The organism is Streptomyces sp. NPDC059582 (assembly GCF_042735715.1).
Taxonomy (GTDB): domain Bacteria; phylum Actinomycetota; class Actinomycetes; order Streptomycetales; family Streptomycetaceae; genus Streptomyces.
This window is the reverse complement of the sequence record NZ_JBHWCC010000065.1, coordinates 1-26,321: the sequence shown is the minus strand read 5'-3', so window position 1 is coordinate 26,321 and position 26,321 is coordinate 1. Positions and strand designations below refer to the sequence as shown.

At 72.1% G+C, this 26,321-nt stretch carries 22 protein-coding genes and 1 pseudogene; 12 read left to right on the top strand and 11 right to left on the bottom strand.

Annotated elements, in window-relative coordinates:
• The first annotated feature begins 6 nt into the window (after nucleotides 1–6).
• On the top strand, nucleotides 7–783 hold the full coding sequence (locus tag ACFV0T_RS36670) for a hypothetical protein (RefSeq protein ID WP_385789007.1): 777 nt from the start codon (nucleotides 7–9) through the stop codon (nucleotides 781–783).
• 630 nt (nucleotides 784–1,413) lie between these two features.
• On the opposite strand, the gene ACFV0T_RS36665 is transcribed toward ACFV0T_RS36670, so the two are convergent.
• From ACFV0T_RS36665 to cobT, 3 genes are all read right to left on the bottom strand, one after another.
• Complete coding sequence (locus ACFV0T_RS36665) at nucleotides 1,414–2,133, bottom strand: hypothetical protein (protein WP_385789005.1); 720 nt, start codon at nucleotides 2,131–2,133, stop codon at nucleotides 1,414–1,416.
• A gap of 24 nt (nucleotides 2,134–2,157) precedes the next feature.
• Nucleotides 2,158–3,924 carry a phosphatidylglycerol lysyltransferase domain-containing protein gene (locus ACFV0T_RS36660; protein ID WP_385789003.1) on the bottom strand — a complete coding sequence of 589 codons (1,767 nt, stop codon included), beginning with the start codon at nucleotides 3,922–3,924 and terminating at the stop codon, nucleotides 2,158–2,160.
• Nucleotides 3,925–4,150: 226 nt separating this feature from the next.
• Nucleotides 4,151–5,296 (bottom strand): nicotinate-nucleotide--dimethylbenzimidazole phosphoribosyltransferase, encoded by a 1,146-nt coding sequence (cobT, locus tag ACFV0T_RS36655; protein WP_385789001.1) that lies wholly within the window; start codon nucleotides 5,294–5,296, stop codon nucleotides 4,151–4,153.
• A 170-nt stretch (nucleotides 5,297–5,466) separates the two neighbouring features.
• Between cobT and ACFV0T_RS36650 the strand changes: the two genes are divergently transcribed.
• Nucleotides 5,467–6,618, top strand: coding sequence for a class I SAM-dependent methyltransferase (locus ACFV0T_RS36650; protein WP_385788999.1), 1,152 nt, complete (start codon nucleotides 5,467–5,469; stop codon nucleotides 6,616–6,618).
• A gap of 20 nt (nucleotides 6,619–6,638) precedes the next feature.
• Here ACFV0T_RS36650 and ACFV0T_RS36645 read toward each other — a convergent pair whose 3' ends face one another.
• Nucleotides 6,639–7,847: a bifunctional adenosylcobinamide kinase/adenosylcobinamide-phosphate guanylyltransferase gene (locus ACFV0T_RS36645; RefSeq protein WP_385788997.1), complete on the bottom strand. Its 1,209-nt coding sequence runs from the start codon at nucleotides 7,845–7,847 to the stop codon at nucleotides 6,639–6,641.
• A 261-nt stretch (nucleotides 7,848–8,108) separates the two neighbouring features.
• On the opposite strand from ACFV0T_RS36645, the gene ACFV0T_RS36640 reads away from it, so the two are divergent.
• Complete coding sequence (locus tag ACFV0T_RS36640) at nucleotides 8,109–8,321, top strand: hypothetical protein (protein ID WP_385788995.1); 213 nt, start codon at nucleotides 8,109–8,111, stop codon at nucleotides 8,319–8,321.
• A 45-nt stretch (nucleotides 8,322–8,366) separates the two neighbouring features.
• Here ACFV0T_RS36640 and ACFV0T_RS36635 read toward each other — a convergent pair whose 3' ends face one another.
• From ACFV0T_RS36635 to ACFV0T_RS36625, 3 genes are all read right to left on the bottom strand, one after another.
• A complete protein-coding gene (locus ACFV0T_RS36635) occupies nucleotides 8,367–9,437 on the bottom strand; it encodes a S1C family serine protease (protein WP_385788993.1) in 1,071 nt (356 codons plus the stop codon).
• Between the two features lie 417 nt (nucleotides 9,438–9,854).
• Complete coding sequence (locus ACFV0T_RS36630) at nucleotides 9,855–10,556, bottom strand: class I SAM-dependent methyltransferase (RefSeq protein WP_385788992.1); 702 nt, start codon at nucleotides 10,554–10,556, stop codon at nucleotides 9,855–9,857.
• Between the two features lie 83 nt (nucleotides 10,557–10,639).
• Nucleotides 10,640–11,269, bottom strand: a complete 630-nt coding sequence (locus tag ACFV0T_RS36625; RefSeq protein WP_385788990.1) for a DUF3043 domain-containing protein — start codon at nucleotides 11,267–11,269, stop codon at nucleotides 10,640–10,642.
• Nucleotides 11,270–11,547: 278 nt separating this feature from the next.
• Here ACFV0T_RS36625 and ACFV0T_RS36620 point away from each other — a divergent pair, with 278 nt between their 5' ends.
• The 5 genes from ACFV0T_RS36620 (at nucleotide 11,548) to ACFV0T_RS36600 (ending at nucleotide 17,938) form a co-directional block, all read left to right on the top strand.
• Entirely contained in the window at nucleotides 11,548–12,345 is a 798-nt protein-coding gene (locus ACFV0T_RS36620; protein ID WP_385789035.1) for a PspA/IM30 family protein, read from the top strand.
• A gap of 47 nt (nucleotides 12,346–12,392) precedes the next feature.
• A complete protein-coding gene (locus ACFV0T_RS36615; RefSeq protein ID WP_385788988.1) occupies nucleotides 12,393–12,671 on the top strand; it encodes a hypothetical protein in 279 nt (92 codons plus the stop codon).
• A gap of 66 nt (nucleotides 12,672–12,737) precedes the next feature.
• Entirely contained in the window at nucleotides 12,738–13,970 is a 1,233-nt protein-coding gene (locus ACFV0T_RS36610; RefSeq protein WP_385788986.1) for a sensor histidine kinase, read from the top strand.
• Nucleotides 13,967–14,647: a response regulator gene (locus ACFV0T_RS36605; RefSeq protein WP_385788984.1), complete on the top strand. Its 681-nt coding sequence runs from the start codon at nucleotides 13,967–13,969 to the stop codon at nucleotides 14,645–14,647. Before ACFV0T_RS36610 ends, ACFV0T_RS36605 begins: the two co-directional genes overlap by 4 nt.
• Nucleotides 14,648–14,815: 168 nt before the next feature.
• Complete coding sequence (locus ACFV0T_RS36600; protein ID WP_385788982.1) at nucleotides 14,816–17,938, top strand: efflux RND transporter permease subunit; 3,123 nt, start codon at nucleotides 14,816–14,818, stop codon at nucleotides 17,936–17,938.
• Nucleotides 17,939–18,045: 107 nt separating this feature from the next.
• Here ACFV0T_RS36600 and nadA read toward each other — a convergent pair whose 3' ends face one another.
• The gene (gene nadA / locus ACFV0T_RS36595) at nucleotides 18,046–19,230 is read right to left on the bottom strand and encodes a quinolinate synthase NadA (protein WP_385788980.1); all 1,185 of its coding nucleotides are present in this window, start codon (nucleotides 19,228–19,230) and stop codon (nucleotides 18,046–18,048) included.
• A 315-nt stretch (nucleotides 19,231–19,545) separates the two neighbouring features.
• On the opposite strand from nadA, the gene ACFV0T_RS36590 reads away from it, so the two are divergent.
• The gene (locus ACFV0T_RS36590) at nucleotides 19,546–19,902 is read left to right on the top strand and encodes a HesB/IscA family protein (protein WP_385788978.1); all 357 of its coding nucleotides are present in this window, start codon (nucleotides 19,546–19,548) and stop codon (nucleotides 19,900–19,902) included.
• A 103-nt stretch (nucleotides 19,903–20,005) separates the two neighbouring features.
• On the opposite strand, the gene ACFV0T_RS36585 is transcribed toward ACFV0T_RS36590, so the two are convergent.
• A complete protein-coding gene (locus ACFV0T_RS36585; RefSeq protein WP_385788976.1) occupies nucleotides 20,006–21,961 on the bottom strand; it encodes a hypothetical protein in 1,956 nt (651 codons plus the stop codon).
• A gap of 168 nt (nucleotides 21,962–22,129) precedes the next feature.
• Nucleotides 22,130–22,339, bottom strand: a complete 210-nt coding sequence (locus tag ACFV0T_RS36580; protein ID WP_385788974.1) for a hypothetical protein — start codon at nucleotides 22,337–22,339, stop codon at nucleotides 22,130–22,132.
• A gap of 130 nt (nucleotides 22,340–22,469) precedes the next feature.
• Between ACFV0T_RS36580 and ACFV0T_RS36575 the strand changes: the two genes are divergently transcribed.
• On the top strand, nucleotides 22,470–23,444 hold the full coding sequence (locus tag ACFV0T_RS36575) for a carbohydrate kinase family protein (protein ID WP_385788972.1): 975 nt from the start codon (nucleotides 22,470–22,472) through the stop codon (nucleotides 23,442–23,444).
• Nucleotides 23,445–23,479: 35 nt separating this feature from the next.
• Here ACFV0T_RS36575 and ACFV0T_RS36570 read toward each other — a convergent pair whose 3' ends face one another.
• Complete coding sequence (locus ACFV0T_RS36570) at nucleotides 23,480–24,856, bottom strand: cysteine desulfurase/sulfurtransferase TusA family protein (protein WP_385788970.1); 1,377 nt, start codon at nucleotides 24,854–24,856, stop codon at nucleotides 23,480–23,482.
• A 291-nt stretch (nucleotides 24,857–25,147) separates the two neighbouring features.
• Here ACFV0T_RS36570 and coxB point away from each other — a divergent pair, with 291 nt between their 5' ends.
• Together coxB and ACFV0T_RS36560 are read left to right on the top strand one after the other, a co-directional pair.
• Nucleotides 25,148–26,107 (top strand): cytochrome c oxidase subunit II, encoded by a 960-nt coding sequence (gene coxB / locus ACFV0T_RS36565; RefSeq protein ID WP_385788968.1) that lies wholly within the window; start codon nucleotides 25,148–25,150, stop codon nucleotides 26,105–26,107.
• Nucleotides 26,104–26,321: pseudogene (locus tag ACFV0T_RS36560) on the top strand (cytochrome ubiquinol oxidase subunit I); the annotation flags it as partial. The gene coxB and the pseudogene ACFV0T_RS36560, both read left to right, overlap by 4 nt.

Here is a 26,321-nt window from a genome sequence, read left to right as displayed (position 1 = left end):
GCGCATATGGGACATTGGTTGTACCGGAACATCGTCGAGCCGGGCAAACTACCGCTGCTCCTCGCCCTCGCGTCCTTCGTCGTCACCTTCGTCGTCACCCGGGTCATCACCCGCATGATCCGCGCGGGCAAGGGCCCCTTCGGCAACGTCAAGGCCGGCGGCATGCACATCCACCACGTGGTCCCGGGTGTCGTACTCACCGTCATCGGCGGTTTCGGGGCGGTCGCCAGCGGCCGGCACGGCTTCGGCGCGGCCCTGTGCGCGGTCATCTTCGGCGTCGGCGCGGGCCTCGTCCTGGACGAGTTCGCGCTGATCCTCCACCTCGACGACGTCTACTGGACCGAGCAGGGGCGCAAGAGCGTGGAGGTCGTGGTGGTCACGGCCGCGCTGGTCGGCCTGCTGCTCTCCGGCTTCGCCCCGTTCGGCGTCAACGACCTCTCCCAGGACGAACTCCAGGACCGCGGCGGAGTCCTCGCGACCGTCGCCGTGAACTTCTTCTTCTCCCTCCTCGCGCTGAGCAAGGGCAAGGCGCGGACCGCGATCTTCGGGGTGATCGTCCCCGTCGTCGCCGTCCTCGGCGCGATCCGCCTGGCCCGCCCCGGCTCCCCCTGGGCCAAGCGCTTCTACCGCCGCCGTCCCCGCGCCCGCGCCAGGTCCCGACTGCGCGCCTACCGCCACGACCGCCGCTGGCTGGGCCCCCGCCGCGCCCTGGAGAACTGGATCGGCGGCAAACCGGACCCCACCCCGGCCCGGCTGCCGGGCGCGGGGCCGGAAACTCGATAGGGGGTTCGGGGCGGTGCGGGGGAGGCCCGGTGCGGGGGAGGGCTCGGGCCGGAGCTCGGGGTAGGGCTCGAGGTAGGGCTCGAGGTAGGGCCCGGCCGGGGTTCGGCCCGGACCTGGGTCCGAACCTCGCCGGGTCGTCGGCCTGTTGACAGTCGCCCCGGCAGCCGGAGGCCAGGCAGTCAGTGGCCCTGCGGCCGATGGCCCGGAGGCAGCTGGCCCGGCGGGTCCCGACGGCCCGATGACCGTCGCCTCGGCAGTCGGCAGTCGGCAGTCGGCAGTCGGCAGTCGGCAGTCGGCAGCCGGTGGCCGGTGGCCGATGCCCGGTGGCCCAGCGGGCAGTGGCCAGGGTGGCCGATGGCCCGCGGTCGGTGGCTCGGAGGCAGTTGGCCCGGCGGGTCCCGACGGCCCGATGACCGTCGCCTCGGCAGTCGGCAGCCGGTGGCCGGTGGCCGGTGGCCGATGCCCGGTGGCCGGTGGCCCAGCGGGCAGTGGCCAGGGTGGCCGATGGCCCCCGGTCGGTGGCTCGGAGGCAGTTGGCCCGGCGGGTCCCGACGGCCCGATGACAGTCGCCCCGGCAGCCGACAGTCGGCAGCCCAGCGCGCAGTGGCCCGATGGCTGCCGGCCCCGCGGTCAGCGGCCCGGTGGTCGTCGGGCCGGTGGTCGGTGGCCGCGTGGTCGGCGGTCCCGTAGCCGTCGGCCCGGCGGCCGGCCGCGCAGGGTCGTCGCGCCGCACAGCAGCACCGCCACCGCGATCGCCGCCAGGTGCTCCTTGCCGGCCAGGTTGTCCTTCAGGAGCACCTCGACGACCATCGCGAGGGCCACCGCACCCGCGGTCACATACGCGCCGTAGCGCCAGCCGAGGAAGATCGCCAGCCCCACCACGGCCGCGGACGGCCCGGTGTCCACGACCTGGGCGTCCGAGGCGGGCAGCCCCAGCGGGTGGCCGGGGCCGAGCCGGATGCCGAGACGGGCGTAGAGCGTTCCGGCGAATGTGGCGACGTAGGCGATGACCAGGGTCCGCCACCAGCCGAGGCAGATCTCCGCGATCCCGAACACGAACAGGATCTGGGCCAGCGCACCCCATACCGGCAGGTCGAGCGCCGGTACGAACAGCGACAGAGGCGTGCGCAGCAGGGCCGGCCAGAGCGGGTCCTCGGCGCGCACGGCACCGACGTCCTGCACGAACCGAAAGCCCCACGACTGGTTCTGCACGATCTGTATGACCGTCGTCAGACACACCGCCCCGATGCTCATCGGCATCGCCCGCCAGCGCCGCTTCAGCAGCGGCTCCCGCACCGTGACGTACAGCAGCCCCCATTCGGCGCGGGCCCAACGGGCGAGCCTGTTCATCCGGTGTTCCTCATCCCCGTGGTCTCATCTGTGCGTGTCCAGGTGCCTGCGGTGCAGCCACTTGGGCAGGCCCGGCGCCTCCAGGAACCCCTCCGCCCGCGCCGACGCGACGCCGATGCGCGGCAGGTCCGCGCTCTTCTCGAAGAGCAGGAAGCGCGGCTCCCAGATGGGCCGGTACTTGGCGTTGGCGCGGTACAGCGACTCGATCTGCCACCAGCGCGAGAAGAAACTGAGCAGCGATCGCCACAGCCTCAGCACCGGCCCGGCACCGAGACGCGCACCACGTTCGAAGACCGAACGGAACATGGCGAAGTTGAGCGAGACCTGCGTGACCTCGATCTCGCGGCCCCGCCGCAGCAGTTCGATGACCATGAACTCCATCAGCCCGTTGTCGGAGTCCCGGTCCCGCCGCATGAGGTCGAGCGACAGCCCGTGCGGCCCCCACGGCACGAAGGAGAGCAGCGCCCTCAACTCCCCGTCCGCGTCGGTGCACTCCAGCATCACGCAGCGCCCGTCCTCCGGGTCGGCCAGCCGGCCCAGGGCCATGCTGAACCCGCGCTCGGTCGCGCCGTCGCGCCAGTCGTCGGCACGCCGGACGAGGTACGCCATCTCGTCCGCGCCGATGTCCTCGTGCCGCCGGATCCGTACGCCGTGGCCCGCCCGCCTCACGCGGTTGTGCGCCTGCCGCACGGTCCGCAAGGCCCGGCCCTCCAGCGTGAACTCGGCGACCTCCACGAGCGCCTCGTCGCCGAGTTCGAGCGCGTCCAGGCCGTGGCGCGCGTACACGGTCCCCGCCTCCTCGCTCGCTCCCATCACCGCCGGGATCCACCCGTGCGCGCGGGCCTCGGCGAGCCACGGCTCGATGGCCCCCGGCCAGGCCTCCGGGTCCCCGATCGGATCCCCGGACGCCAGCGACACCCCGCCGATGACCCGGTAGGCGACCGCCGCCTTGCCCGTAGGTGACCAGACGACGCTCTTCTCCCGTCGCAGCGCGAAGTACCCCAGTGAATCGCGCTCGCCCTGCTGTTCGAGCAGCGCCCGCAACCGCTTCTCGTCGTCCTCGGTGAGCGGGTCGACGGCGCGCCGCGAGCGGAAGGCGGCGTAGAACACGGCCAGCACCAGGGCCGTACTGAGCACGTTGACGGCGACGTCGGCCCAGTTCGGCGTCGAGATGCCCGGGTAGCGGGACTCGTCGGCCGCGACCGAGACCAGCCGCAGTGTGCCGTACCGCCAGCGCTCCGGGAACGTCGAACGTCCCGCGTCCGCCGCCTGGTTGGTGACCGTCACGAGCAGCGCGGCCAGCAGCGAGGAGAGCAGCAGCCCGCCGACGGCCACGACCGCGGCGAGCCGGGGGTTGGCGCGGTCGCCCTTGGCGTAGAACTCGCGCCGCCCGACCAGCAGGGTGCCCACGAAGGCGGCGGTGAGGCCCAGGGAGATCCAGTTCTGCGGGTACCGCCGGACCTCCGGGAACACCATCGCGAAGGCGAACAGCGCCAGGAACGGCCCGCTGAGTCCGAGGTTGAGGATCCAGGAGGCCCGCTTGCGGCGCCGCATGGTGACGGCCAGGAACGCGGTGAACACACCCGAGGCGAACCCGGCCGTCAGCAGGTAGGGCGTGAAGAAGTCCTCCTGGTTGTGTCGCCGTACGTCCTGCCCCAGGGAGACCCACACCGCGCTGAGGAAGTTGACGAAGGCGACGGCCCGCAGGTACCAGACGGCGAGGCCGGCGGCCCGCCGGGAGGCTCCGGTGCTACGGCGGTCCTGGAAAGGCGCGATTCGGACATCTCCCATGAAGGGTGATCATATGGGCGTGTAACCCTCGAATCGCTCTTTCGTCGCCGCCCTTTCTGGCGGCTACGCCTCCTGCCCGCCCGCGTGCCTCCTGCTCACCCCGCGTGTCCTGCTCGCCCCGCGGCCCGGCTTCGCCCTTCGAGCTCCACGAGCCCTTCGAGTCCCACGCGCCCTTCGAGTCCCACGCGCCCTACGAGTCCCACGCGCCCTACGAGTCCCACGCGCCCTACGAGTCCTGCGGGCCCTGCCCGGCCCGCCCCTCGTGCTCGGCCGGCTCTTCCCGCTCGGCCTGCGACGCGTCCTCGGTGTCCTTGGCGTCCTCGGCCTCCGGCTTCTCCGGCAGCTCCGCCGCCAGCGCAGCCGCGGCCTGCACCAGGGGCAGGGCCAGCAGGGCCCCCGCCCCTTCGCCGACGGTCACCCCCTGGTCGAGCAGCGGCTCCAGCGCCATCCGGTCCAGCGCCTTGGCCTGTCCCGGCTCCCCGCTGCTGTGCCCGGCCAGCCACCAGTCCGGCGCCCGGAACGCGACCCGCTGGGCGACCAGCGCGCACGCGGCCGCCACGACCCCGTCCAGGACCACCGGCATCTTCCGTACCGCGCTCTGCAACAGGAACCCGGTCATCGCGGCGAGGTCGGCCCCGCCGACCGTCGCCAGCAGCCGCAACTGGTCCCCGAGCACCGGCCGGGCCCGACGCAGCGCGTCGCGGATCGCCGCGCACTTGCGCATCCAGGCCAGGTCGTCGATCGCCAGGCCGCCGCGCCCGGTCACCACGGACGCGTCGGTCCCGCACAGCGCGGCGATCAGGACCCCCGCCACCGTGGTCCCGCCCACGCTCACATCGCCGAGCACCACCAGATCCGTACCGGAGTCGGCCTCCTCGTCGGCCACCGCGACCCCGGCCCGGAAGGCGGCCTCCGCCTCCTCCAGGGTCAGCGCGTCCTCGACGTCGACGGACCCGCTGCCGCGCCGCACCCGATGCCGTACGACATCCTCGGGCAGCGTGTCCGGTGCGCAGTCCAGGGCCATGTCCACGACCCGTACGGGCACACCCAGCCGGCGCGCGAGCACGGAGACGGGCCGGCCGCCCTCCAGCACCTCGCGCACCAGTTCCGCCGCGCTGCCCGCGGGCCGGGCCGAGACGCCCCGCCCGGCGATCCCGTGGTCCCCGGCGAAGAGCACGACCCGGGGCCGCTCGATCGGCCGCACCGGCACGGCCGACTGCGCCGCGGCCAGCCACTCGCCCAGGTCGTCGAGGCGCCCCAGCGATCCGGGCGGCACGATCTGACGCTCCCTGCGCGCCTCGGCGTCGCGGCGCACCCCGCCGTCGGGACGCTCGATCAGATCGGTGAAGTCGTCGAGATTAAGCGAGCTCATTCGCCGAACAGTACCGGCACTGATCGAACGTGTCGGCGCCACATCGCCACCCCGCGGACACGACGTCGTTGCACCCAAGATCGCGATCCCATACGTTCCACTTTGCGGCGAATTGGCCCGCTCGTGATCCTGCTCCGCTCGCCGCCCTCTCGCCCCACCGGGAGCCGCACATGTCCGCCCAGCCCGCCCCGACCCCCGCCCCGACCCCCGGCTCGCCCCCCGGCTCGCCCCCCGCCTCGACCCCCGCCCCGTCCGGCGCCCCCCAGGCGGCCGAGCGGCGCCGCGCCCGCTACGCCGCGGAACTCGCCGAGGGCACCGACCACTTCCACGAGCCGCGCCGCGCGGACTGCCCCTGGTGCGGCTCGACCCGGCTGCGCACCCGGCTGCGCGCCCCCGACCTGCTCCAGGGCAAGCCGGGCACGTTCGTCGTCGACGAGTGCGGCAGTTGCGCGCACGCCTTCCAGAACCCTCGGCTGACCGCCGAAGGCCTGGCCTTCTACCACCGTGACCTGCACGAAGGACACCTCGACGAGATCGCCGCCCTCGCGGAACGCGCCCTCGGGGCCCGCGGTCGCCGCCGGCACCTGCGCGCCACCGCCCGCGCGATGCTGTCCTTCCCCGAGCCGGAGAGCTGGCTGGACGTGGGGACGGGCCACGCCCACTTCCCGGAGACCGCGAAGGAGGTGTTCGCCTACACCTCCTTCGACGGCCTCGACCCCACCCCGCGGGTGACCCGGGCCAGGGCGGCCGGCCGCGTCGAGGAGGCGTACATCGGCCGGCTGACCTCCCCGGAGATCACCACCCGGCTGCGCGCCCGTTACGACGTGGTGAGCATGCTCCACCACCTCGAACACACCCCGGATCCCCGCGAGGAACTCCGTGCCGCCCTCACCGCCCTGCGCCCCGGCGGCCACCTGCTGCTCGAACTCCCCGACCCGCAGAGCGTGTTCGCCACCCTGCTGGGCAAGTGGTGGCTCCCGTACGGCCAGCCCCGGCACCTCCACCTCATCCCGCTGCCCAACCTGCGCACGGAACTGGAGTCCCAGGGCTGCACGATCGTCACCGTCGACCGCCGGGCCTCCCACGTCCCGCACGACCTGGCCGGCGCCCTGTCCCTCGGCCTGACCCGGGCCCTCCCCGAGCCGGACGCACCCTGGCGAGCCGCCCCGCCCGGCGAGTTCCAGCGCCGGCTGCGCGCGGTGCTGCTCGCCGCGAGCACGCCGCTCGTCGCCGCGGCCGCGACCCTGGACCACACCCTGGCCCCGTTGCTCCGCCGCACCCGCTTCTCGAACACCTACCGCGTCATCGCCCGGCGGAACTGACCCCCGCCCCCGCACGGCGCTCAGCCGCGCAGTACCAGCGCCTGCCCCGCCACCACCAACAGCACCTGCTCGCACTCCCCGGCGAACGCGGCGTTGAGCCGCCCCAGCTCGTCCCGGTACCGGCGCCCCGACGCCGTGGCCGGCACGATCCCCGACCCCACCTCGTTCGACACGGCCACCACCGTCCGCCGGGCGGCGCGCACCGCCGCCGTCAGCTCCCGCACCCGCTCCCGCAGCGCCCGTTCGCCCCCGTCCGCCCACAGCGCGTCGTCCCACGCCCCGACCGTGTCCATCGCGTCGGTCAGCCAGAGCGACAGACAGTCGATCAGCAGCGGTGCCCCGTCCTCCGCCAGCAACGGCACCAGGTCGCACGTCTCCACCGTCCGCCACGACCCCGGCCGCCGCTCCCGGTGCGCCGAGACCCGCGCCGCCCACTCCTGGTCGCCGCCGCGCGAACCGCCGGTGGCGACGTACAGCACGTCGGGGAAGGCCTCCAGCCTGCGTTCGGCCTCCACCGACTTCCCGGACCGCGCGCCGCCCAGCACCAGCGTCCTTCGCGGTACGTCGGGCACGTCCTCGTACATCCCCACCAGCAGCGTCGACCCGTCGGGCACCGCCCGCGCCCCGGCCGCCGCCAGCCGCCGCCGCAACTCGGGTCCCGGCGGCACGTCGTGATCGAGGTGCACGGCGACGACGTCGGTCGTCGGCCCCACCGCGCCCACCGCCCGCAGCTTCGCGAGCGCGTCCGGGCGCCCCACGACATCGGCGAGCACCATGTCGTACGGTGCCGCCGTCTCGTTCCCCTCCTCCAGCCCCGCGGGCGCGCACCCCGGCGGCAGATACAGCAGCCGCTGCCCGTCCTGCCCCGTCACCGCGTACCCCGTGCCCGGCGCGTCCATCGCCAGCGCCCGCACCCGATGCCCCGTCAGCAGCGCCAACTCCCGCCCGTCGGGCACCCGGCCGGGCTGCGGCAGCCCGGCCGGCACCTCCACCGCGGGCCCGTTGTGCGGATGCGACAGCAGCACCTGCCGTACGCCGCCCAGCGTGCGCCCCGCCCGGGCCGCCGCGAAGGCCGCGCCGGGCGTCAGGTCCAGCAGCAGCGTGCCGTCCACGAGCAGCGAGGTGGCCGCCCGCGCGTCGGCGCCGAGCGCGCAGGCACAGGCCGCGCAGGGACAGTCGGGGCGGGGGAGTCCCGCGGGGGCACCGGTGCCGAGCAGAGTCAGTTCCACGGAAGCGATTTTCGCCTGTCACCGCTGGTCCCGCGTGATGGAGACCCCCTTAAGGGGCGTGGCGCCGTCTGCCCGTGGGGCTTCGTCGGCCCGTACGGGTGCGCCGGGCGGGCGCGGGCGGCCCCGGCCGGCGCGGCCCGCGCCCGACGGATGATCCGCGGCCTGCTCACGGCCGACCCGGCGGAGCGCATAGGCTTCGGGGCAGCGGCCGGACCAAGATCCGGCTTCTGCTCTGCATGTGCTCACATCTGGGAGGCGTACATGGCGGCATGGCTGTGGCGGTTCGAGAAGGCCGACGGGACAGAGGTTCAGCCCGCGGTGCAGCCCGAGGAGTTCACGACGCAGGGGGACGCCGAGTCCTGGATCGGGGAGGCCTGGAAGGCCCTGGTCGAAGGCGGCGCGGACCAGGTGCGGCTGTTCGAGGACTCCACGGAGATCTACGGGCCGATGAGCCTGCACGCCGAGGAGGCCTGAGCCCCGAGCCCCCGGGCGGGGGCCGCCGTCCGGCCCTCGCCCCGCTCACTGCTCGCCCAGCGTCACCTCCGCCGTCCCGCCGACGCCGTCGCGCGTGAACGTCACCGTCGCCCTGTCCCCGGGCCGCTTCGCCGCGAGTGCCTCCGACAGGGTGGTGACGGAGGTGATGTCGGCGGTGCCCAGCCCGGTGACGACGTCCCCGGCCCGCAGACCGGCCCGGGACGCGGCGCCGCCGCTCTGCACCTCGACCAGGGCGACCCCGGTGGCCCGGTAGGCGTCGTCGACGACCGTACGGCCGGTGATGCCGAGCGACGCCCGGCCCGAGTCGGTCACCTTGCCGGTCCTGACGATCTGGTCGGCGATCTTCCGCACCGTCGAGGCGGGGATCGCGAACCCGATCCCGGGCGCCATGGCGCCCCCGAGCCCGGGGTCGGCGGCGGCGAGCGTCGGGATGCCGATGACCCGGCCGGCCAGGTTGACGAGCGCGCCCCCGCTGTTGCCGGGGTTGATGGCCGCCGAGGTCTGCACCATGTCGCCGATGGTGGCGCCGGTGCCCCCGTCCGTCTGTCCCTCGCTGACCGTCCGTCCGGTGGCGGACACGATGCCCTGGGTCACGCTGGACGACAGCCCGAGGGGCGAGCCCATGGCCAGCACGATGTGCCCCACCTGCACCGTGGCGGAGTCCCCGAAGACCGCGGCCCGCAGCCCCTTCGGCGCCTTGTCGAGTCTGATGACGGCGAGGTCCTGCTCCGGGTAGGAGCGGACCAGGCTCGCGGTCAGCGGCTGCTCGTCGTCGGCGGTCGTCACCTGGAAGGTCGTCGCCTGTCCGACGACGTGCGCGTTGGTGACGATGTGCCCCTTGTCGTCGTAGACGACGCCCGATCCCAGGTCCTCGTCGGCCTGGATCTGCACGACCGACGGCAGTACGTCCTTGATCACCCGCTGGTAGGCGCTCTCCAGGTCGTTGACCGGCCCGGGCACGGCCGCGGCGTCCGCGGCAGTCCGCGCCGCGTCCGCGGTCCCGCCCGGTGAGCCGAACGTGGAGCACCCGCAGACGAGCGCGGCGGAACAGACGAGCACGGCCGGCCGCAGGGCACGGGCAGGGAAGACGTCCATACCCCGAGTCTCCCGGCGGGGTGGGCCCCCGGCTTGCCCTGCTCCCCCGAACGAGCGCACCCTCGCGCGAAGGCGGTTCTCGCGCCGCACCGGGGCGATGTCCGCGCGTTGCCGGTCTGCTGAGTCCCGCATTCCACCCGAGCGCGGCCGCACACTCCGCGCGGGCTCAGCCCCGTAGTCCGCGCAGGCGCGACGCCGTACTCCGGGCGGTCGTGCCCTTGTACCCGCTCCGGGCGGTTGTGCTCTCGTGCCGGTTCCGGTCGGTTGTGCTCTCGTACCCGCTCCGGTCGGTCGTGCTCTCGTACCGGTTCCGGTCGGTCGTGCTCTCGTACCCGCTCCGGGCGGTCGTGCTCTCGTACCGGTTCCGGGCGGTCGTGCTCTCGTACCCGCTCCGCGCGAGGGCGACCTCGCGAAAGCTCAGCCCCGTACCCCGCACAGGTGCAGCAGCGCCGCGACGGCACGGTACGGGTCCGTGCGCCCGGCCCGTTCCTCGGCCGCCAGCAGTGTGTCCATGTCGGCCGGCGGTTCCGCGTCGTCCGGCGCGGTGTCCGTGAAGACCCGCACGCCGTACCAGGCGTGCAGCGGCGCTCCGATACCGGCGAGCGTGGCGGTCAGCGTGGCGAGGCGGTCCGCGCGGACGTCGAGGCCGAGCCGGTTGCGGTAGACCGTGCCGTCGAAGGCGGCCAGCGTGCCCGGCCAGTCCTCGGACAGCCCCGGCCGCAGCGCCAGCGCGTCCGCGTTGCGCACCAGCAAAGACAGCAGTCCGCCCGGCGCCAGCATGCGCGCGAGCCCCGCCACCAGCGGGTCGGGCTCCTCGACGTACATGAGGACGCCATGACACAGCACGACATCGAAACTGCCCGGCAGGAAGTGCACCCCGGTGTCCCGGCCGTCACCCTCCAGGATCCGCACCCGGTCGCGGATCCCCTCCGGCTCCGACGCCAGTGACTCCCGCGCCGTCGCGACCATCGTCGCGTCCCGTTCGAGCCCGGTCACCTCATGACCGGCCCGCGCCAGCCGCAGCGCCTGCGTGCCCTGGCCCATCCCGACGTCCAGCACCCGCAGCCGTTGCCCGACGGGAAACCGCCCGGCTATCTGCTCGTCCAGCTGGCGAGCCACCAGCTCCTGCCTTACGACGTTCCGCAGCCCGCCCAGCTTGCTCAGCCAGGCATCCGCCGCGCCCCCGGAGAAAGACGTTGTGCTCAGGGCCGCGCTCCGCGCTTGACCTGCGGCTTCGGCAGCCGGAGCCGGCGCATCTGGAGGGAGCGCATCAGGCCGTAGGCGACCGCGCCCCGCCTGCTCTGGTCGGGGAAGCGCTCGGCCAGCCGCTTCTTCAGGCGGAAGCCGGAGAGGATCGAGTCCAGCACGATCAGCACGATCACCACGAGCCACAGCAGCAGCGCGATGCTCTGCAGCGAGCCCACCCGCACCATGCTCAGCACGAGGATGACCACGGCCATCGGCAGGAAGAACTCCGCGATGTTGAAGCGCGAGTCGATGAAGTCGCGCGCGAACTTGCGCACCGGACCCTTGTCACGGGCCGGGAGGTACCGCTCGTCGCCACTGGCGAGCGCCTGACGCTGCCGGTCCATGGCCTGGCGGCGCTCCTCGCGCTGACGCTTGGAGGCGTCCTTGCGCGAGAGCGACGAGGTGCTGGCGACGCTGCGGCGCTGGGACTGGGCCTCACTGCGCTTGGGCGTGGGCCTGCCCTTCGGGGCCTGCGGGTCGCGGGTCTGCTTGGAGTCGGTCACCTGCGCCTTGTCGGCGGGGGCCTTCTCTTCCTTGGCACGGCTACGGAACACAAAACCCAAGGGTACGGGGTGCGGGGGCATGGACCCCAGCCCGGCGGGGAACGATCCGGCAACACCGGTCGTCTGTAGGGGGACAGAGGGGACGTTGCAGACGGTTCACCCGGTGCACACCCGGGAGGCCACCGCGGGCAACCCCGGGGGTCACCTACTCCTCACGCCGGAGCGGAGTCGTCGTCAGTCGTCCTTGGGGATGAGCGCATCCGTCCCCGAACAGTGCGGTAATGGATGTGGGGCCCGTACTGTGGGTCCTGTTGCAGTCGCTGGAGCTGGAGTCCGTCAGAAGGGGGCGCGCGAAGCCCATGAGCGGTGTCATGAAGCGTATGGGGATGATCTTCCGCGCGAAGGCGAACAAGGCCCTTGACCGGGCCGAGGACCCGCGCGAAACCCTCGATTACTCGTACCAGAAGCAGCTGGAGCTGCTCCAGAAGGTGCGCCGAGGTGTCGCCGACGTGGCGACCTCGCGCAAGCGGCTGGAACTCCAGCTCAACCAGTTGCAGCAGCAGTCCTCCAAGCTGGAGGACCAGGGCCGCAAGGCGCTCGCGCTGGGTCGCGAGGATCTGGCCCGCGAGGCCCTCTCCCGCCGCGCCGCGCTCCAGCAGCAGGTGACGGACCTGGAGACGCAGCACTCCACGCTCCAGGGCGAGGAGGAGAAGCTCACCCTGGCGGCCCAGCGACTCCAGGCCAAGGTCGACGCCTTCCGTACGAAGAAGGAGACGATCAAGGCGACCTACACGGCGGCCCAGGCCCAGACCCGGATCGGCGAGGCCTTCTCCGGCATCTCCGAGGAGATGGGCGACGTCGGCCTGGCCATTCAGCGCGCCGAGGACAAGACGGCCCAGCTCCAGGCCCGCGCCGGCGCCCTCGACGAACTGCTCGCCTCGGGTGCCCTCGACGACCCCACCGGCATGGCCAAGGACGACCTCCAGGCCGAGCTGGACCGGCTCTCCGGTGGTACGGATGTAGAGCTGGAGCTGCAGCGCATGAAGGCGGAGCTGGCCGGAGGCACGTCCGCGGGCCAGCAGGCCATCGAAGGCGGCACGGGTCAGGCGCAGTCCCAGCAGCAGCCGCAGGACACCCCGCGCTTCGACAAGCAGTAGTCCGTTCCCACAGACCGCAGCCGGGGCCCACGCCGAGGAGGGCGAACATGATCGTACGGATCATGGGGGAGGGGCAGGTGAGGCTGGCCGAAAGCCACCTCACCGAGCTGAACACGCTGGACGACGAGCTCCTGGCCGAGGTGGAGAAGGGGGACGGCCCCGGTTTCCGGCGTACCCTCCAGGCACTCCTGACCAGGGTCCGCGAGCTGGGCGAGCCCCTCGCGGACGACTCCCTGGAACCGTCGGAGCTCATCCTGCCCGCCGAGGACGCGACCCTGCAGGAAGTCCGGGACCTGCTCAGCGACGACGGCCTGATCCCGGGCTGACACCCGCGGTACGGGGGTACGACGGCACCGGTTCCGGCGCCGACGACTCCCCCGTACTGTTCAACCGTGAGCACCCTCGAGCGCGCCCGCGGCCGGCTGAAGGCCCATCCCCTGGCGCTGGACGCGGCGCTGGCGGCGGCCGTGCTCGTCTGCATGGTGGCCGGTTCCTTCGTACGGCCGCAGGGTGAGCACGGCGTCAGCTGGAGCTTCCGTTCCCCGGACCCGCTCAGCCTCGTCCTGATCACCCTCGGCGCGGTGGCGCTCGTCTTCCGCCGCAGCGCCCCCATGACGGTGCTCGCCCTCACCGGAGGATTCGCGCTCGTCGAGAGCGTCACCGGCGACCCCCGCGCCCCCGTCGCGATGTGCGCCGTCATCGCCCTCTACACCGTGGCCTCCACCACCGACCGCCACACCACCTGGCGCGTGGGCCTGCTCACCATGAGCGTTCTGACCGGCGCGTCCATGCTCGCCGGACCGCTGCCCTGGTACGCCCAGGAGAACCTCGCCATCTTCGCCTGGACCGGCATCGGCGCCACCGCGGGAGACGCCGTCCGCAGCCGCCGCGCCGTCGTCCAGGCCATCCGCGACCGCGCCGACCGCGCCGAACGCACCCGCGAGGAGGAGGCCCGCCGCCGGGTCGCCGAGGAACGCCTGCGGATCGCCCGCGACCTGCACGACGTCGTCGCCCATCACATCGCCCTGGTCAACGTGCAGGCCGGAGTCGCCGCCCACGTCATGGACAAGCGCCCCGACCAGGCCAAGGAGGCCCTCGCCCACGTCCGCGAGGCCAGCCGCTCCGCGCTCAACGAACTGCGCGCCACCGTCGGCCTGCTCCGCCAGTCCGGCGACCCCGAGGCGCCCACCGAGCCCGCCCCCGGCCTCGACCGCCTCGACGAACTCGTCGGCACCTTCCGCAGCGCCGGTCTCCAGGTCGAGGTCGCCCGCGCCGACCAGGACACCGCCCTCCCCGCCGCCGTCGACCTGGCCGCCTACCGCATCGTCCAGGAGGCCCTCACCAACGTGCAGAAACACGCCGGCACCGAGGCCAAGGCCGAGGTCAGCGTCGTACGCGTGGGACCGCACATCGAGATCACCGTCCTCGACGACGGCCGCCCGGCCCCCGACGACGTCCCGCACGCCGGCGGCGGCCACGGGCTGCTCGGCATGCGCGAGCGCGTCACCGCCCTGCGCGGCACCCTCACCACCGGTCCCCGGTACGGCGGCGGCTTCCGCGTCCATGCGATCCTGCCGGTCAAGCCCCGCACCACCGCGGCGGGAGAGCCGGGGGAGACCGTATGACCATCCGTGTCCTGCTCGCCGACGACCAGGCACTGCTGCGCAGCGCCTTCCGCGTGCTCGTCGACTCCGAGCCCGACATGGAGGTGGTGGGCGAGGCGTCCGACGGCGCCCAGGCGGTCCGGCTGGCCAAGGAGGAACGCGCCGACGTCGTCCTGATGGACATCCGGATGCCCGGCACGGACGGCCTCGCGGCCACCCGCCTGATCAGCGCCGACCCGGCCCTCGCCCAGGTCCGCGTGGTGATCCTGACGACCTTCGAGGTCGACGACTACGTCGTGCAGTCGCTGCGGGCCGGCGCCTCCGGCTTCCTCGGCAAGGGGAGCGAACCGGAGGAACTGCTCGCCGCCATCCGGATCGCGGCCGGTGGCGAGGCCCTGCTGTCCCCGGCCGCCACCAAGGGACTCATCGCCCGGTTCCTCGCCCAGGGCGACGCGTCGGAGGGCGCCGACCCGGTCCGCTCCGAACGGCTCGGGGCACTCACCGTGCGCGAGCGCGAGGTACTGGTCCAGGTGGCCGGCGGCCACTCCAACGACGAGATCGCCGAACGCCTGGAGGTCAGCCCGCTGACGGTGAAGACGCACGTCAACCGGGCCATGGCCAAGCTCGGCGCCCGGGACCGGGCCCAGCTCGTGGTGATCGCGTACGAGTCGGGACTGGTACGTCCGAGGGTGGAGTGACCTCTACCCCCTCGTACTGCGCCGGGAGTAGGTGCCGTATAAGGAAATGGACCTGGGGCCTACGGAACACCGCCCCGCGATGGCCCAGGGTGTAGGGGCGGGCGCTCACATGTGCGTGTGCGTGCGCTCTGTGACGTCTGCCGTCCCCAAAAGAGAGACCCAAGATCCATGTCCTGGCTGTCCAGGTTCAGCCTCGGGCAACGGGCCCTGATAGGCCTGATGTCCCTCATCGCGATCGCCTTCGGCGCGATCGCGATCCCGCAGCTCAAGCAGCAGCTCCTGCCCACCATCGAACTGCCCATGGTGTCGGTGCTCGCGCCCTACCAGGGAGCGTCCCCGGACGTCGTCGAGAAGCAGGTCGTCGAACCGATCGAGGACACCCTCGAAGCGGTCGACGGCATCTCGGGTGTCACCTCCACGGCCGCCGAGGGCAACGCCGTGATCGTGGCGTCCTTCGACTACGGCATCGACTCCAAGCAGCTCGTCGCCGACGTCCAGCAGGCCGTCAACCGGGCCCGTGCCCAGCTGCCGGACGACGTGGACCCGCAGGTCGTCGCCGGCTCGACGGACGACATGCCGACCGTCGTCCTCGCCGTCACCTCGGACAAGGACCAGCAGGCCCTGGCCGACCAGCTCGACCGGACCGTCGTCCCGACCCTGAAGGACATCGACGGCGTCGGCCGGGTCATGGTCAACGGGGTACGCGACCTCCAGGTCACCGTCACCCCCGACGACGCGAAGCTGAAGAAGGCGGGCCTGACCACGGCCGCCCTCGCCCAGGCCCTCCAGGCCGGCGGCGCGACCGTCCCGGCCGGCTCCTTCGACGAGGCCGGCCAGAACCGGACCGTGCGGGTCGGCGGCGGCTTCACCACGCTGGAGCAGATCGAGAACCTGATGGTGACGGGACCGGCCGGCAAGAAGCCGGTGGCCCTCGCCGACGTGGCCTCGGTCCGCCAGCAGGAGGCCCCGGCCGACTCCATCACCCGTACGAACGGCAAGCCGAGCCTCGCCGTGATGGTCACCATGGACCACGGCGGCAGCGCGGTCGCGATCTCGAACGCCGTCGAGGACAAGCTGCCGGCCCTGCGCAAGGACCTGGGCACCGGCGCGTCGATCACCGTCGCCAGCGACCAGGGCCCCGCCGTGTCGAAGGCCATCGAGGGCCTGACCACGGAGGGCGGCCTCGGCCTGCTCTTCGCGGTCCTGGTGATCCTGGTCTTCCTCGCGTCGATCCGCTCGACGCTGGTGACCGCGGTCTCGATCCCGCTCTCCGTGGTCCTGGCACTGATCGTGCTGTGGACGCGCGACCTGTCGCTCAACATGCTGACCCTCGGCGCGCTGACGATCGCGATCGGCCGGGTCGTGGACGACTCGATCGTCGTCCTGGAGAACATCAAGCGCCACCTCGGCTACGGCGAGGAGCGCCAGTCCGCGATCATCGACGCGGTCCGTGAGGTGGCCGGCGCGGTCACCTCCTCGACCCTGACCACGGTCGCGGTCTTCCTCCCGATCGGTCTGGTCGGCGGCATGGTGGGCGCGCTGTTCGGCTCGTTCAGCATCACGGTGACGGCGGCCCTGCTGGCCTCGCTCCTCGTCTCGCTGACGGTCGTCCCGGTCCTGTCGTACTGGTTCCTGCGCGCCCCCAAGGACACGCCCGCGGACGCGCAGGAGGCCCGTCGCAAGGCCGAGGAGAAGGAGGCCCGCAGCCGCCTCCAGCGCTTCTACGTCCCCGTCCTGCGCTTCGCGACCCGTCGCCGCCTCACCAGCGTGGCGATCGCGGTGGTCGTCCTCATCGGCACCTTCGCCATGGCCCCGCTGCTGAAGACGAACTTCTTCGACCAGGGCGACCAAGAGGTCCTCACCGTCAAGCAGGAGCTCGCACCGGGCACCGGCCTGGCGGCGACCGACGAGCAGGCGCGGAAGGTCGAGCAGCTGCTCGCCGGAGTGAAGGGCGTTAAGGACTACCAGGTCACGGTCGGCTCCTCCGGCTTCATGGCGGCCTTCGGCGGCAGCACGGACACCAACCAGGCGTCCTACCAGGTCATGCTCGACGACTCGGCGTCGTACACCGACGTGCAGAACAGCATCGAGAAGGGCCTCGCCGGGCTGAAGGGCATCGGCACGACCACGGTCTCCGCCGGTGACGGCTTCGGCAGCCAGGACCTCAGCGTGGTCGTCAAGGCCGCCGACGAGGACGTGCTGCGCGAGGCGGCGGGCCAGGTCCGCGACACCGTGGCCGGCCTCGACGACGTCACGGACGTCACCAGCGACCTGGCCCAGAGCGTGCCGCGCATCTCGGTCAGGGCGAACGCGAAGGCCGCGGCCGCGGGCTTCGACGACCAGACGCTCGGCGCGGCGGTCGCCCAGGCGGTCCGGGGTACGACGGCCGGGAAGGCGATCGTCGACAACACCGAGCGCGACGTCGTCATCAAGTCGGCCAAGCCCGCCCGGACGCTGGAGCAGCTCCGCGACCTGCGCCTGGGCGCGGTCGAGCTGGGCGACATCGCCACGGTGGAGCTGGTGGACGGCCCGGTGTCGATGACCCGGATCGACGGCCAGCGGGCGGCGACCATCACCGCCAAGCCGACCGGCGACAACACGGGCGCGGTGAGCGCCGACCTGACGTCGAAGCTCAAGTCCCTGAAGCTCCCGGCGGGTGCGACGGCGCAGATCGGCGGCGTCTCGCAGAACCAGGACGACGCGTTCAAGAACCTCGCCCTGGCGATGCTCGCGGCCATCGCGATCGTCTTCATGCTGCTGGTGGCGACGTTCCGCTCGCTGGTCCAGCCGCTGATCCTGCTGGTGTCCATCCCGTTCGCGGCGACGGGCGCGATCGGCCTGCTGCTGGTCACCGGCACTCCGATGGGCGTCCCCGCGATGATCGGCATGCTGATGCTGATCGGCATCGTGGTGACGAACGCGATCGTGCTGATCGACCTGATCAACCAGTACCGGCGACAGGGCTACGGCGTCGTCGAAGCGGTCGTCGAGGGCGGCCGCCACCGACTGCGCCCGATCCTGATGACCGCACTGGCGACGATCTTCGCCCTGCTCCCGATGGCGCTGGGCGTCACCGGCGAGGGCGGCTTCATCGCCCAGCCGCTCGCGGTGGTCGTGATCGGCGGTCTGATCACCTCCACGCTGCTGACCCTGCTGCTGGTCCCGACGCTCTACGCGATGCTGGAGCTGCGCAAGGAGCGCCGCGCGAAGAAGCGCGCGGCCAAGCGGGAGGCGCAGGCGAAGGGGCCGGAGAAGGTCGAGGCGCAGGTGCCGGAGCCGGCGAACGTATGACGCCGTGACGCCTTGAGCGACAGAGCGACGGCCGGGTCTCGAATCGAGACCCGGCCGTCCTTGCTCTGTGCCCTCGCGCCGAAGGCTTCGTGCCCTGGCGCCGGGGGCTACGGCAGCGCCAGCATCCGCTCAAGCGCCAGCTTCGCGAACGCCTCGGTCTCCTTGTCGACCTCGATGCGGTTGACGAGGGTGCCCTCCGCCAGCGACTCCAGGGTCCACACCAGGTGGGGGAGGTCGATGCGGTTCATGGTGGAGCAGAAGCAGACCGTCTTGTCGAGGAAGACGATCTCCTTGCCCTCGGGGGCGAAACGGTTCGCCAGCCGGCGGACCAGGTTCAGTTCCGTGCCGATGGCCCACTTGGAGCCGGCCGGGGCGGCCTCCAGGGCCTTGATGATGTACTCCGTGGAGCCCACGTGGTCCGCCGCCGCCACGACCTCGTGCCGGCACTCGGGGTGGACCAGGACGTTGACACCCGGGATGCGCTCGCGCACGTCGTTCACCGAGTCCAGCGAGAACCGGCCGTGCACCGAGCAGTGGCCGCGCCACAGGATCATCTTCGCGTCACGCAGCTGCTCCGCGGTCAGGCCGCCGTTCGGCTTGTGCGGGTTGTAGAGCACGCAGTCGTCGAGGGACATGCCCATGTCGCGGACCGCGGTGTTGCGGCCGAGGTGCTGGTCGGGGAGGAAGAGCACCTTCTCGCCCTGCTCGAACGCCCAGTCCAGTGCCTTCTTGGCGTTGGAAGAGGTGCAGATCGTGCCGCCGTGCTTGCCGGTGAACGCCTTGATGTCCGCGGACGAGTTCATGTACGAGACCGGCACGACCTGCTCGGCGATCCCGGCCTCGGTCAGCACGTCCCAGCACTCGGCGACCTGCTCGGCGGTGGCCATGTCGGCCATCGAGCAGCCGGCGGCGAGGTCGGGGAGAACGACCTTCTGGTCGTCGCCGGTCAGGATGTCCGCGGACTCCGCCATGAAGTGCACACCGCAGAACACGATGTACTCGGCCTCGGGGCGGGCGGCCGCGTCCCGGGCCAGCTTGAAGGAGTCGCCCGTGACGTCCGCGAACTGGATGACCTCGTCGCGCTGGTAGTGGTGGCCGAGCACGAAGACCTTGTCGCCGAGCTTCTCCTTGGCCGCGCGGGCGCGTTCGACCAGGTCCGGGTCTGACGGCGAGGGGAGGTCACCGGGACACTCGACACCGCGCTCGCTCCTCGGGTCGGCCTCCCGGCCGAGAAGCAGCAGGGCGAGGGGCGTCGGCTGTACGTCGAGCTCCGTGGTCTGGGCGGTGGTCACGACACGCACCCTTTCTGTTCTGCGGCTCGCCGGCTCGGAACATCCGGGCCGACGCTACTTTTCGTCTAAATGACGTTATCTATCATAACCGCTTCACGTCACTTTGACGATGCCGAGATTGTCGGTGTGACGTGAATCCCGATCAGCCGTTTTCCGCTCCCCGGCACATGTGCGAGCATGAAGAGGGAAACGAAGGAACCGAAGGAACCCACACGGAACCGACGGAACCGAAAGACACGCGCCCGGAATGAATCCGCGGCCCCGCCGGTTGCAACCGTCGGCAAGCAGTCTCCGTACAACCCGGGAGAGATGTAGATGTCCGTATCGGACGAGACCGGCACCGTCACCGACGGCATCATCCTTAGCGACGCCGCCGCGTCCAAGGTCAAGGCCCTGCTCGACCAGGAAGGCCGCGAGGACCTCGCCCTGCGCGTCGCCGTCCAGCCCGGCGGCTGCTCGGGCCTGCGCTACCAGCTGTTCTTCGACGAGCGCTCCCTCGACGGTGACGTCGTCAAGGACTTCGGCGGCGTCAAGGTCGTCACCGACCGCATGAGCGCTCCGTACCTGGGCGGCGCCTCCATCGACTTCGTCGACACCATCGAGAAGCAGGGCTTCACGATCGACAATCCGAACGCGACGGGCTCCTGCGCCTGCGGTGACTCCTTCAGCTGAGCCTGAGCACCCTCAGCCGGACCTGAACGACGAGAAGGCGGCGGCCCCCTCCGAGGGACCGCCGCCTTCTCGTCGCGCGCGGACATGACCGCGGCCCGGCGGGCTACCGCGGAAGCCGGGCCCCCGCCTTCTCCAGCGGGACGTCCTTGCCGTCCGAGCCCACGACCTTCCGGTCGCCCAGCGGCTGGTCGAGCCGCACGGTCTGGTGGAACAGCTTGGCGATCTTGATGCAGATCTTGTTCGGCCACGGCTTCCCGGTCACCTTCACCGTCACCTTGTCCGAGCTCTCGACCGCCTTCGCGTCGTAGTCGGCGCAGACCCCGCCCGTGTAGCTCACGGTGAGCTCCCTGCCCTCGGCCGTGTAGCCGTCCACCTTCACGTCGTACGACGTCGGCGCCGCGGTCGGCTCGGGCGCGGTGGCCGACGGGGCCGGCGTCAGGTACTTCGGGTCCACCGCCGGATACGTCACGGTGAAGTCGTCCTGCGCGCCCGACCCGCGGGCCTCGAACAGCCACGACGGCACCAGCGCCTGCCGCCCGTTCGCCCCGCGCACGGTCAGCCCGAGCACCGCGTCCTCGACGGTGATCGTCTGCCGGTCCCCACCGGGTGCTGCGGTCGACGCGCTCGACGACCCGCACGGCTCCTCCAGCCGGTCCTTCAGCGGGACGGGGCTGGCGCAGCCGCCGATGCCCATGCGGTGCGCGGTCGACCCGGGTGCCGCGTTCATGAGGTCCAGCGTCTCGCGGGCGCTCAGCACGGGGTATGTGTCCCCCTTCGCCGGCGTGTTCAGCCGGCCGTTCCCGCCGACCACCTCGCCCTGCGTGTTGACGGTCAGCCCGGTCGTCAGGCCGGACGTGGGCAGCCCGCCGACCAGCGGGTCCGCGTTCACCACCCGCTGGGCGCCCATGACCTGGCTCGCGTCGATCTTCGCGTCGTCCTGGTCCAGCGCCTTCAGGACCGGCGCGGCCGCCTTCTTCGCGGCCGCCTCGCTCACCGGGTCGTCGGCCGGGGCGGCGGGGTCCTGCTCGCAGACGACCGTGCTCCTGCAGTTGTCCGTGCCCGGCGCGTAACGGCTGAAGGTCCAGGTCCCCGGCGCCTCCTTGCTCACCTGGAGCATCGGGCCCGCGCCGTCCTTGCCCGTGCCGACCTTCCAGACCTCTCCCCGCGCCACCGGTGTGCCGTCGACGCCGAGCGACTCGGCCAGCCGGGCCACCTCGTCCTTGGTGACCGTGCCGGTCGCCCAGTACACCGGTGCCGAGCCGGGGCCCTCGGGCAGCGTGCCCGCGGCCCGGTACGTCACGCCGTACGGATTCGGCTCACCCGGCGCGATGCCGTTCGAGCCGCCGGAGCTCCCCGCACCGCCCTCGGTGTAGCCGTCGAGGGCCAGCGGCGGGGGGTTGCCGTCGTCGCCCGCGGGCATCCCGGAGCCGGAGTCCTTACCGCCGCCCGAACCGCCGGACGCGCCGGCGGCGAGGTACGCGCCGCCGCCTCCGACGAGCAGCACGGCGGCGGCCACCGAGGCGACGACCACGGGCGAACGCCGCCGGCCCGCGGGCCGCCCGGCGCCACCCTCGTGGGTACCGTCCCGGTCCCGGTCCTGGTCGGCGGTGGCCTCGTCCGCGTGGTCCTTGCCGGCGGTGCCCCCGGCGAGTCCCTCCTCGGCGAGACCGACCTCCTCGGCGTGAGCCGCGGCGGGGACCTCCGGCGGGGCCGCCTTGGCACCGACCTCTTCGCGGTTCCCCTCGCGCTTCTCTTCACGGGTCTCGTCGCCGTCGCCGTCGCCGTCGCCGTCGGCATCGGGCTGGGCCGGTGCCCGGACCTCCTCGGCCAGGGCCCGGTTCCCGTCGCCGGGGGCCTTCGCCCGCTTCTCCTCGCGGGCCTCTTCACCGTCCCCGCCGCCGGGGGCCTCGGCCCGTTCCTCCTCGCGGGCCTCAGCCCGGTTTTCGCCGCCGCGAGGTCGAACCCGATCCTCGTCGCCCCGGACCTCTTCCGCACCGGCGGTCTCGGCGGCGCCCCGCTCGCGTGCGGTGTCGTCGTTGTCGGGTCGCTCGGTGTTCACCGCATCGCTCCTTCGGCTGGTGTCCCAGTAGCCGACCCTGACCCGGCCCTGTCAAAACGGCCGGCCTGAGGGTCGTATCCCGCATCCCCTAGACGGGGGACAGCGATGGGACGCAGCGGGGGAGCGCACGGTTCCCTGGAGCGCGCCGACGGGCGATCCGGGCGCCGCTCAGTCCCCGTACTCCGACATCGCGTCCAGCAGTCGCGCCGACCGGGACGGCACGGTCACGCCGTGAATGCGTGACGGGGACACCGGAAGGGGAGTGACCCGGTCGGGGACCGCCCAGTGCGGGGCCATCCGGGCGCAGTCGCCGCGCAGTGACGCGAGATCGCCCTCCAGGTCGGCCGGGGCGGGGGCGCAAGGCTTCAGGTTCGTCATATCGGCACCGTATGTAGGGGAAGCGCGCGAAGAAAGATCTACTATCGGGTAGTTTCGACTGCTTCAACGGTACCCGGCCGACCGGGTAGCGTGAACTGTCAATGCCCCTCCCCCCAGGAGAGTCCACGCCGTGCGCATCGCAGTCACCGGCTCCATCGCCACCGACCACCTCATGACCTTCCCCGGCCGCTTCGCCGACCAGCTCGTCGCGGAGCAGCTGCACACGGTCTCGCTCTCCTTCCTGGTCGACAACCTCGACGTACGCCGTGGTGGTGTCGGTGCGAACATCGCGTTCGGCATGGGACAGCTCGGTACGGAGCCGATCCTGGTCGGTGCCGCGGGCTTCGACTTCGACGAGTACCGGGCCTGGCTGGACCGGCACGGCGTCGACACCGACTCGGTCCGCATCTCCGAGACGCTGCACACCGCCCGCTTCGTGTGCACCACCGACGCCGACCACAACCAGATCGGCTCCTTCTACACCGGCGCGATGAGCGAGGCCCGGCTCATCGAGCTGAAGACGGTCGCCGACCGTGTGAACGGCCTCGACCTGGTCCTGATCGGCGCCGACGACCCGGAGGCGATGCTCCGGCACACCGAGGAGTGCCGCTCCCGGTCCATCCCGTTCGCCGCCGACTTCTCCCAGCAGATCGCCCGCATGAACGGCGACGAGATCCGGATACTGCTGGAGGGCGCGACGTACCTGTTCTCGAACGAGTACGAGAAGGGTCTGATCGAGACCAAGACCGGCTGGACGGACGCGGAGATCCTCGCCAAGGTCGGCCACCGCGTCACCACCCTCGGCTCGCGCGGTGTGCGCATCGAGCGGGTCGGCGCGGACCCGATCGAGGTCGGCTGTGCCGAGGAGGAGCGCAAGGCCGACCCCACCGGCGTCGGCGACGCCTTCCGCGCCGGCTTCCTCTCCGGCCTGGCCTGGGGCGTCTCCCTGGAGCGTGCCGCCCAGGTCGGCTGCATGCTCGCCACGCTCGTCATCGAGACGGTCGGCACCCAGGAGTACCAGCTGCGCCGCGGCCACTTCATGGAGCGCTTCACCAAGGCCTACGGCGACGAGGCCGCCGGCGAGGTCAAGCAGCACCTGGCGTAGTCACGACCCGGCGGACCACGTACGCCGAACCGTAGTCACGACACCCGGCGGACCACATAAGCCGAACCGTGGTCCGCCGGCTCCTCACCCACGTACTCCTGCCCCCGCATCTCGCACCACGCCGGGATGTCGAGCCGGGCCGCCGTGTCGTCGGACAGGACCCGGACCGTGCCGCCCACCGGCACGTCCCCGATCACCTTGGCCAGCTCGATGACCGGGATCGGGCACCGCTTGCCCAGCGCGTCCACCACGAGCTCGTCCGCGTGCACGACCGTCGTGGGAGCCGGTGCGCCGAGCTTCTCGCGCACCGCCGCCACCACACCCGGCAGCACGGACAGGAACCGCTCCACCTCGTCCGCCGGGGTACCGAAGGGCAGCGACACCCGGACGTTCCCCTCGCTCAGCACCCCCATCGCCCTGAGCACGTGGCTGGGCGTCAGCGTGCTGCTCGTGCAGGACGATCCGGACGAGACGGAGAAGCCCTCCCGGTCCAACTCGTGCAGCAGGGTCTCCCCGTCGACATAGAGACACGAGAACGTGACCACCCCGGGCAGGCGCCGTGCCGGATCGCCGACCACCTCGACATCCGGCACGACCGACGGCACCCGGGTCCTGATCCGGTCCGTCAGCTCCCGCAGCCGTACCGCCTCCTGCTCCGCCTCGGCCCGCACCGCCCGCAGCGAGGCCGCCGCCGCGACGATCGCCGGGAGGTTCTCGAAGCCGGCCGCCCGCCCCGACTCGCGCTCGTCCACCGGCCCTTGGGGCGCGAACCGCACCCCCTTGCGGACCACCAGCAGGCCCACCCCGGACGGTCCGCCCCATTTATGGGCACTCGCCGTCAGCACCGACCAGCCGCCCGCCACCCGGCCCCAGCCCAGCGACTGCGCGGCGTCCACCAGAAGGGGGACCTCCGCCTCCCGGCACACCTCGGCCACGGCCGCCACCGGCTGCTCGGTGCCCACCTCGTGGTTGGCCGACTGGAGACAGGCCAGCGCGGTGTCCGGGCGCAGGGCCTCGCCGTACGACTGCGCGGTCACCGCGCCCGTCCGCAGCACCGGCACCTGGGTCACCGAACCGCCCGCGGCCTCGTGCGCCTCGGCCGAATGGAGCACCGAAGAGTGTTCGACCGCAGACACGATCAGGTGGTTTCCGGCGCGCCGCCGGCCGGCCAGCGCACCCGCGATTCCCGCATGCACCGCCCGGGTGCCGGACGACGTGAACACCAGCTCGTCCGCCCGGCACCCCACCGCCTCGGCCGCCGCCTCCCGCGCGGCGTCCAGCAACAGCCGGGCCCGGCGCCCCTCCCGGTACAGCCGCGCGGGGTCGGCCCACCCCTCGTCGAGGGCGGCCGCCAGGGCCTGCCGGGCAACGGGGTGAAGGGGAGCGGCGGAAGCGGCATCGAAGTAGGACACACCGCAACGCTAAGACGTCCGGGCGGCGCGGCGGACCTCAGGGCGCCGTGGACACACCCGAGGCGGCCGGGCGCCCCGAACCCCTCGTCAGAAAACAGCCGCAGCAGGACAACCCACCCCGTTCGGGGTGACCGGCGGCGCGTTGGCCACCCTCCCCGCGCGACCCCAAATAGCGTCCAGTAGGGTTTGGTCCGCATAAACATCCAAACCCCTGCCCGACGCAGGGCGGCGACCGACCAGCGAGAAGGCCGCAGCCGAACAGCGCGGGCGAGACTCTCGGGAAGGCGCTACGTGAGTCCCAACGGCTCCGACCGCTCGCCGCGGCGCCCGATGCGGCGGAAGCTGCTCCAGGCATTGACCGCGGGCTTGGTCCTGTCGACCGCCACCGGTTGCACATACAAGGACTTCCCCCGCCTTGGTATGCCCACCCCGGTCACAGAAGAGGCTCCGCGGATCCTCTCCCTCTGGCAGGGCTCCTGGGCGGCCGCGCTCGCCACCGGCGTGCTGGTCTGGGGCCTGATCCTGTGGGCGACCATCTTCCACCGGCGCAGCCGCACCAAGGTCGAGGTTCCTCCGCAGACCCGGTACAACATGCCGATCGAGGCGCTGTACACGGTGGTCCCGATCATCATCGTCTCGGTGCTCTTCTACTTCACGGCACGCGACGAGTCGAAGCTCCTCAGTCTCGACAAGAAGCCCGACGTCACCGTCAACGTCGTGGGCTACCAGTGGAGCTGGGGCTTCAACTACATCGAGAGCGTCGACGGTTCGACCGGTGACGCGAAGACCGACAAGAACCTGGCCGCCATTCCGGACCGGTTCAAGAAGGAATTCCCGGCGAACGCCGGCGGTGTCTACGACGTCGGTACCCCCGGCATGCGTAACCCGCAGACCAACAACCCCGGTCCGACGCTGTGGCTCCCCAAGGGCGAGACGGTCCGCTTCGTCCTCACCTCGCGTGACGTCATCCACTCCTTCTGGGTGGTGCCGTTCCTGATGAAGCTGGACGTCATCCCGGGCCACACGAACTCCTTCCAGGTGACCCCCAACAAGGAGGGCACCTTCCTGGGCAAGTGCGCCGAACTGTGCGGCGTCGACCACTCCCGGATGCTGTTCAACGTGAAGGTCGTCTCCCCTGAGCGTTACCAGCAGCACCTCAAGGACCTCGCCAAGAAGGGGCAGACCGGTTACGTTCCCGCCGGCATCGCGCAGACGAGCCACGAGAAGAACCGGGAGACGAACAACCTGTGAGCATCGTCAACGAACCTCAGGGCGCCTCGGCGGCTGAACCCTCGTACTACGAGGACGAGCTGCCCCTACGGCGCAAGCAGCCCGGAAACGTCGTGATCAAGTGGCTCACCACCACGGACCACAAGACGATCGGCACGCTGTATCTCGTCACGTCGTTCGCGTTCTTCTGCATCGGCGGTGTGCTGGCTCTGGTCATGCGCGCCGAGCTGGCCCG

Coding starts and splice junctions, on each gene's coding strand:
- ACFV0T_RS36660 (WP_385789003.1), bottom strand. CDS start 3,924: ATGGGAGATGTCCGAATCGCGCCTTTCCAGGACCGCCGTAGCACCGGA.
- ACFV0T_RS36665 (WP_385789005.1), bottom strand. CDS start 2,133: ATGAACAGGCTCGCCCGTTGGGCCCGCGCCGAATGGGGGCTGCTGTAC.
- ACFV0T_RS36590 (WP_385788978.1), top strand. CDS start 19,546: ATGTCCGTATCGGACGAGACCGGCACCGTCACCGACGGCATCATCCTT.
- ACFV0T_RS36620 (WP_385789035.1), top strand. CDS start 11,548: ATGAGCGGTGTCATGAAGCGTATGGGGATGATCTTCCGCGCGAAGGCG.
- ACFV0T_RS36600 (WP_385788982.1), top strand. CDS start 14,816: ATGTCCTGGCTGTCCAGGTTCAGCCTCGGGCAACGGGCCCTGATAGGC.
- ACFV0T_RS36615 (WP_385788988.1), top strand. CDS start 12,393: ATGATCGTACGGATCATGGGGGAGGGGCAGGTGAGGCTGGCCGAAAGC.
- ACFV0T_RS36650 (WP_385788999.1), top strand. CDS start 5,467: ATGTCCGCCCAGCCCGCCCCGACCCCCGCCCCGACCCCCGGCTCGCCC.
- ACFV0T_RS36605 (WP_385788984.1), top strand. CDS start 13,967: ATGACCATCCGTGTCCTGCTCGCCGACGACCAGGCACTGCTGCGCAGC.
- cobT (WP_385789001.1), bottom strand. CDS start 5,296: ATGAGCTCGCTTAATCTCGACGACTTCACCGATCTGATCGAGCGTCCC.
- ACFV0T_RS36635 (WP_385788993.1), bottom strand. CDS start 9,437: ATGGACGTCTTCCCTGCCCGTGCCCTGCGGCCGGCCGTGCTCGTCTGT.
- ACFV0T_RS36670 (WP_385789007.1), top strand. CDS start 7: ATGGGACATTGGTTGTACCGGAACATCGTCGAGCCGGGCAAACTACCG.
- ACFV0T_RS36580 (WP_385788974.1), bottom strand. CDS start 22,339: ATGACGAACCTGAAGCCTTGCGCCCCCGCCCCGGCCGACCTGGAGGGC.
- ACFV0T_RS36625 (WP_385788990.1), bottom strand. CDS start 11,269: ATGCCCCCGCACCCCGTACCCTTGGGTTTTGTGTTCCGTAGCCGTGCC.
- ACFV0T_RS36640 (WP_385788995.1), top strand. CDS start 8,109: ATGGCGGCATGGCTGTGGCGGTTCGAGAAGGCCGACGGGACAGAGGTT.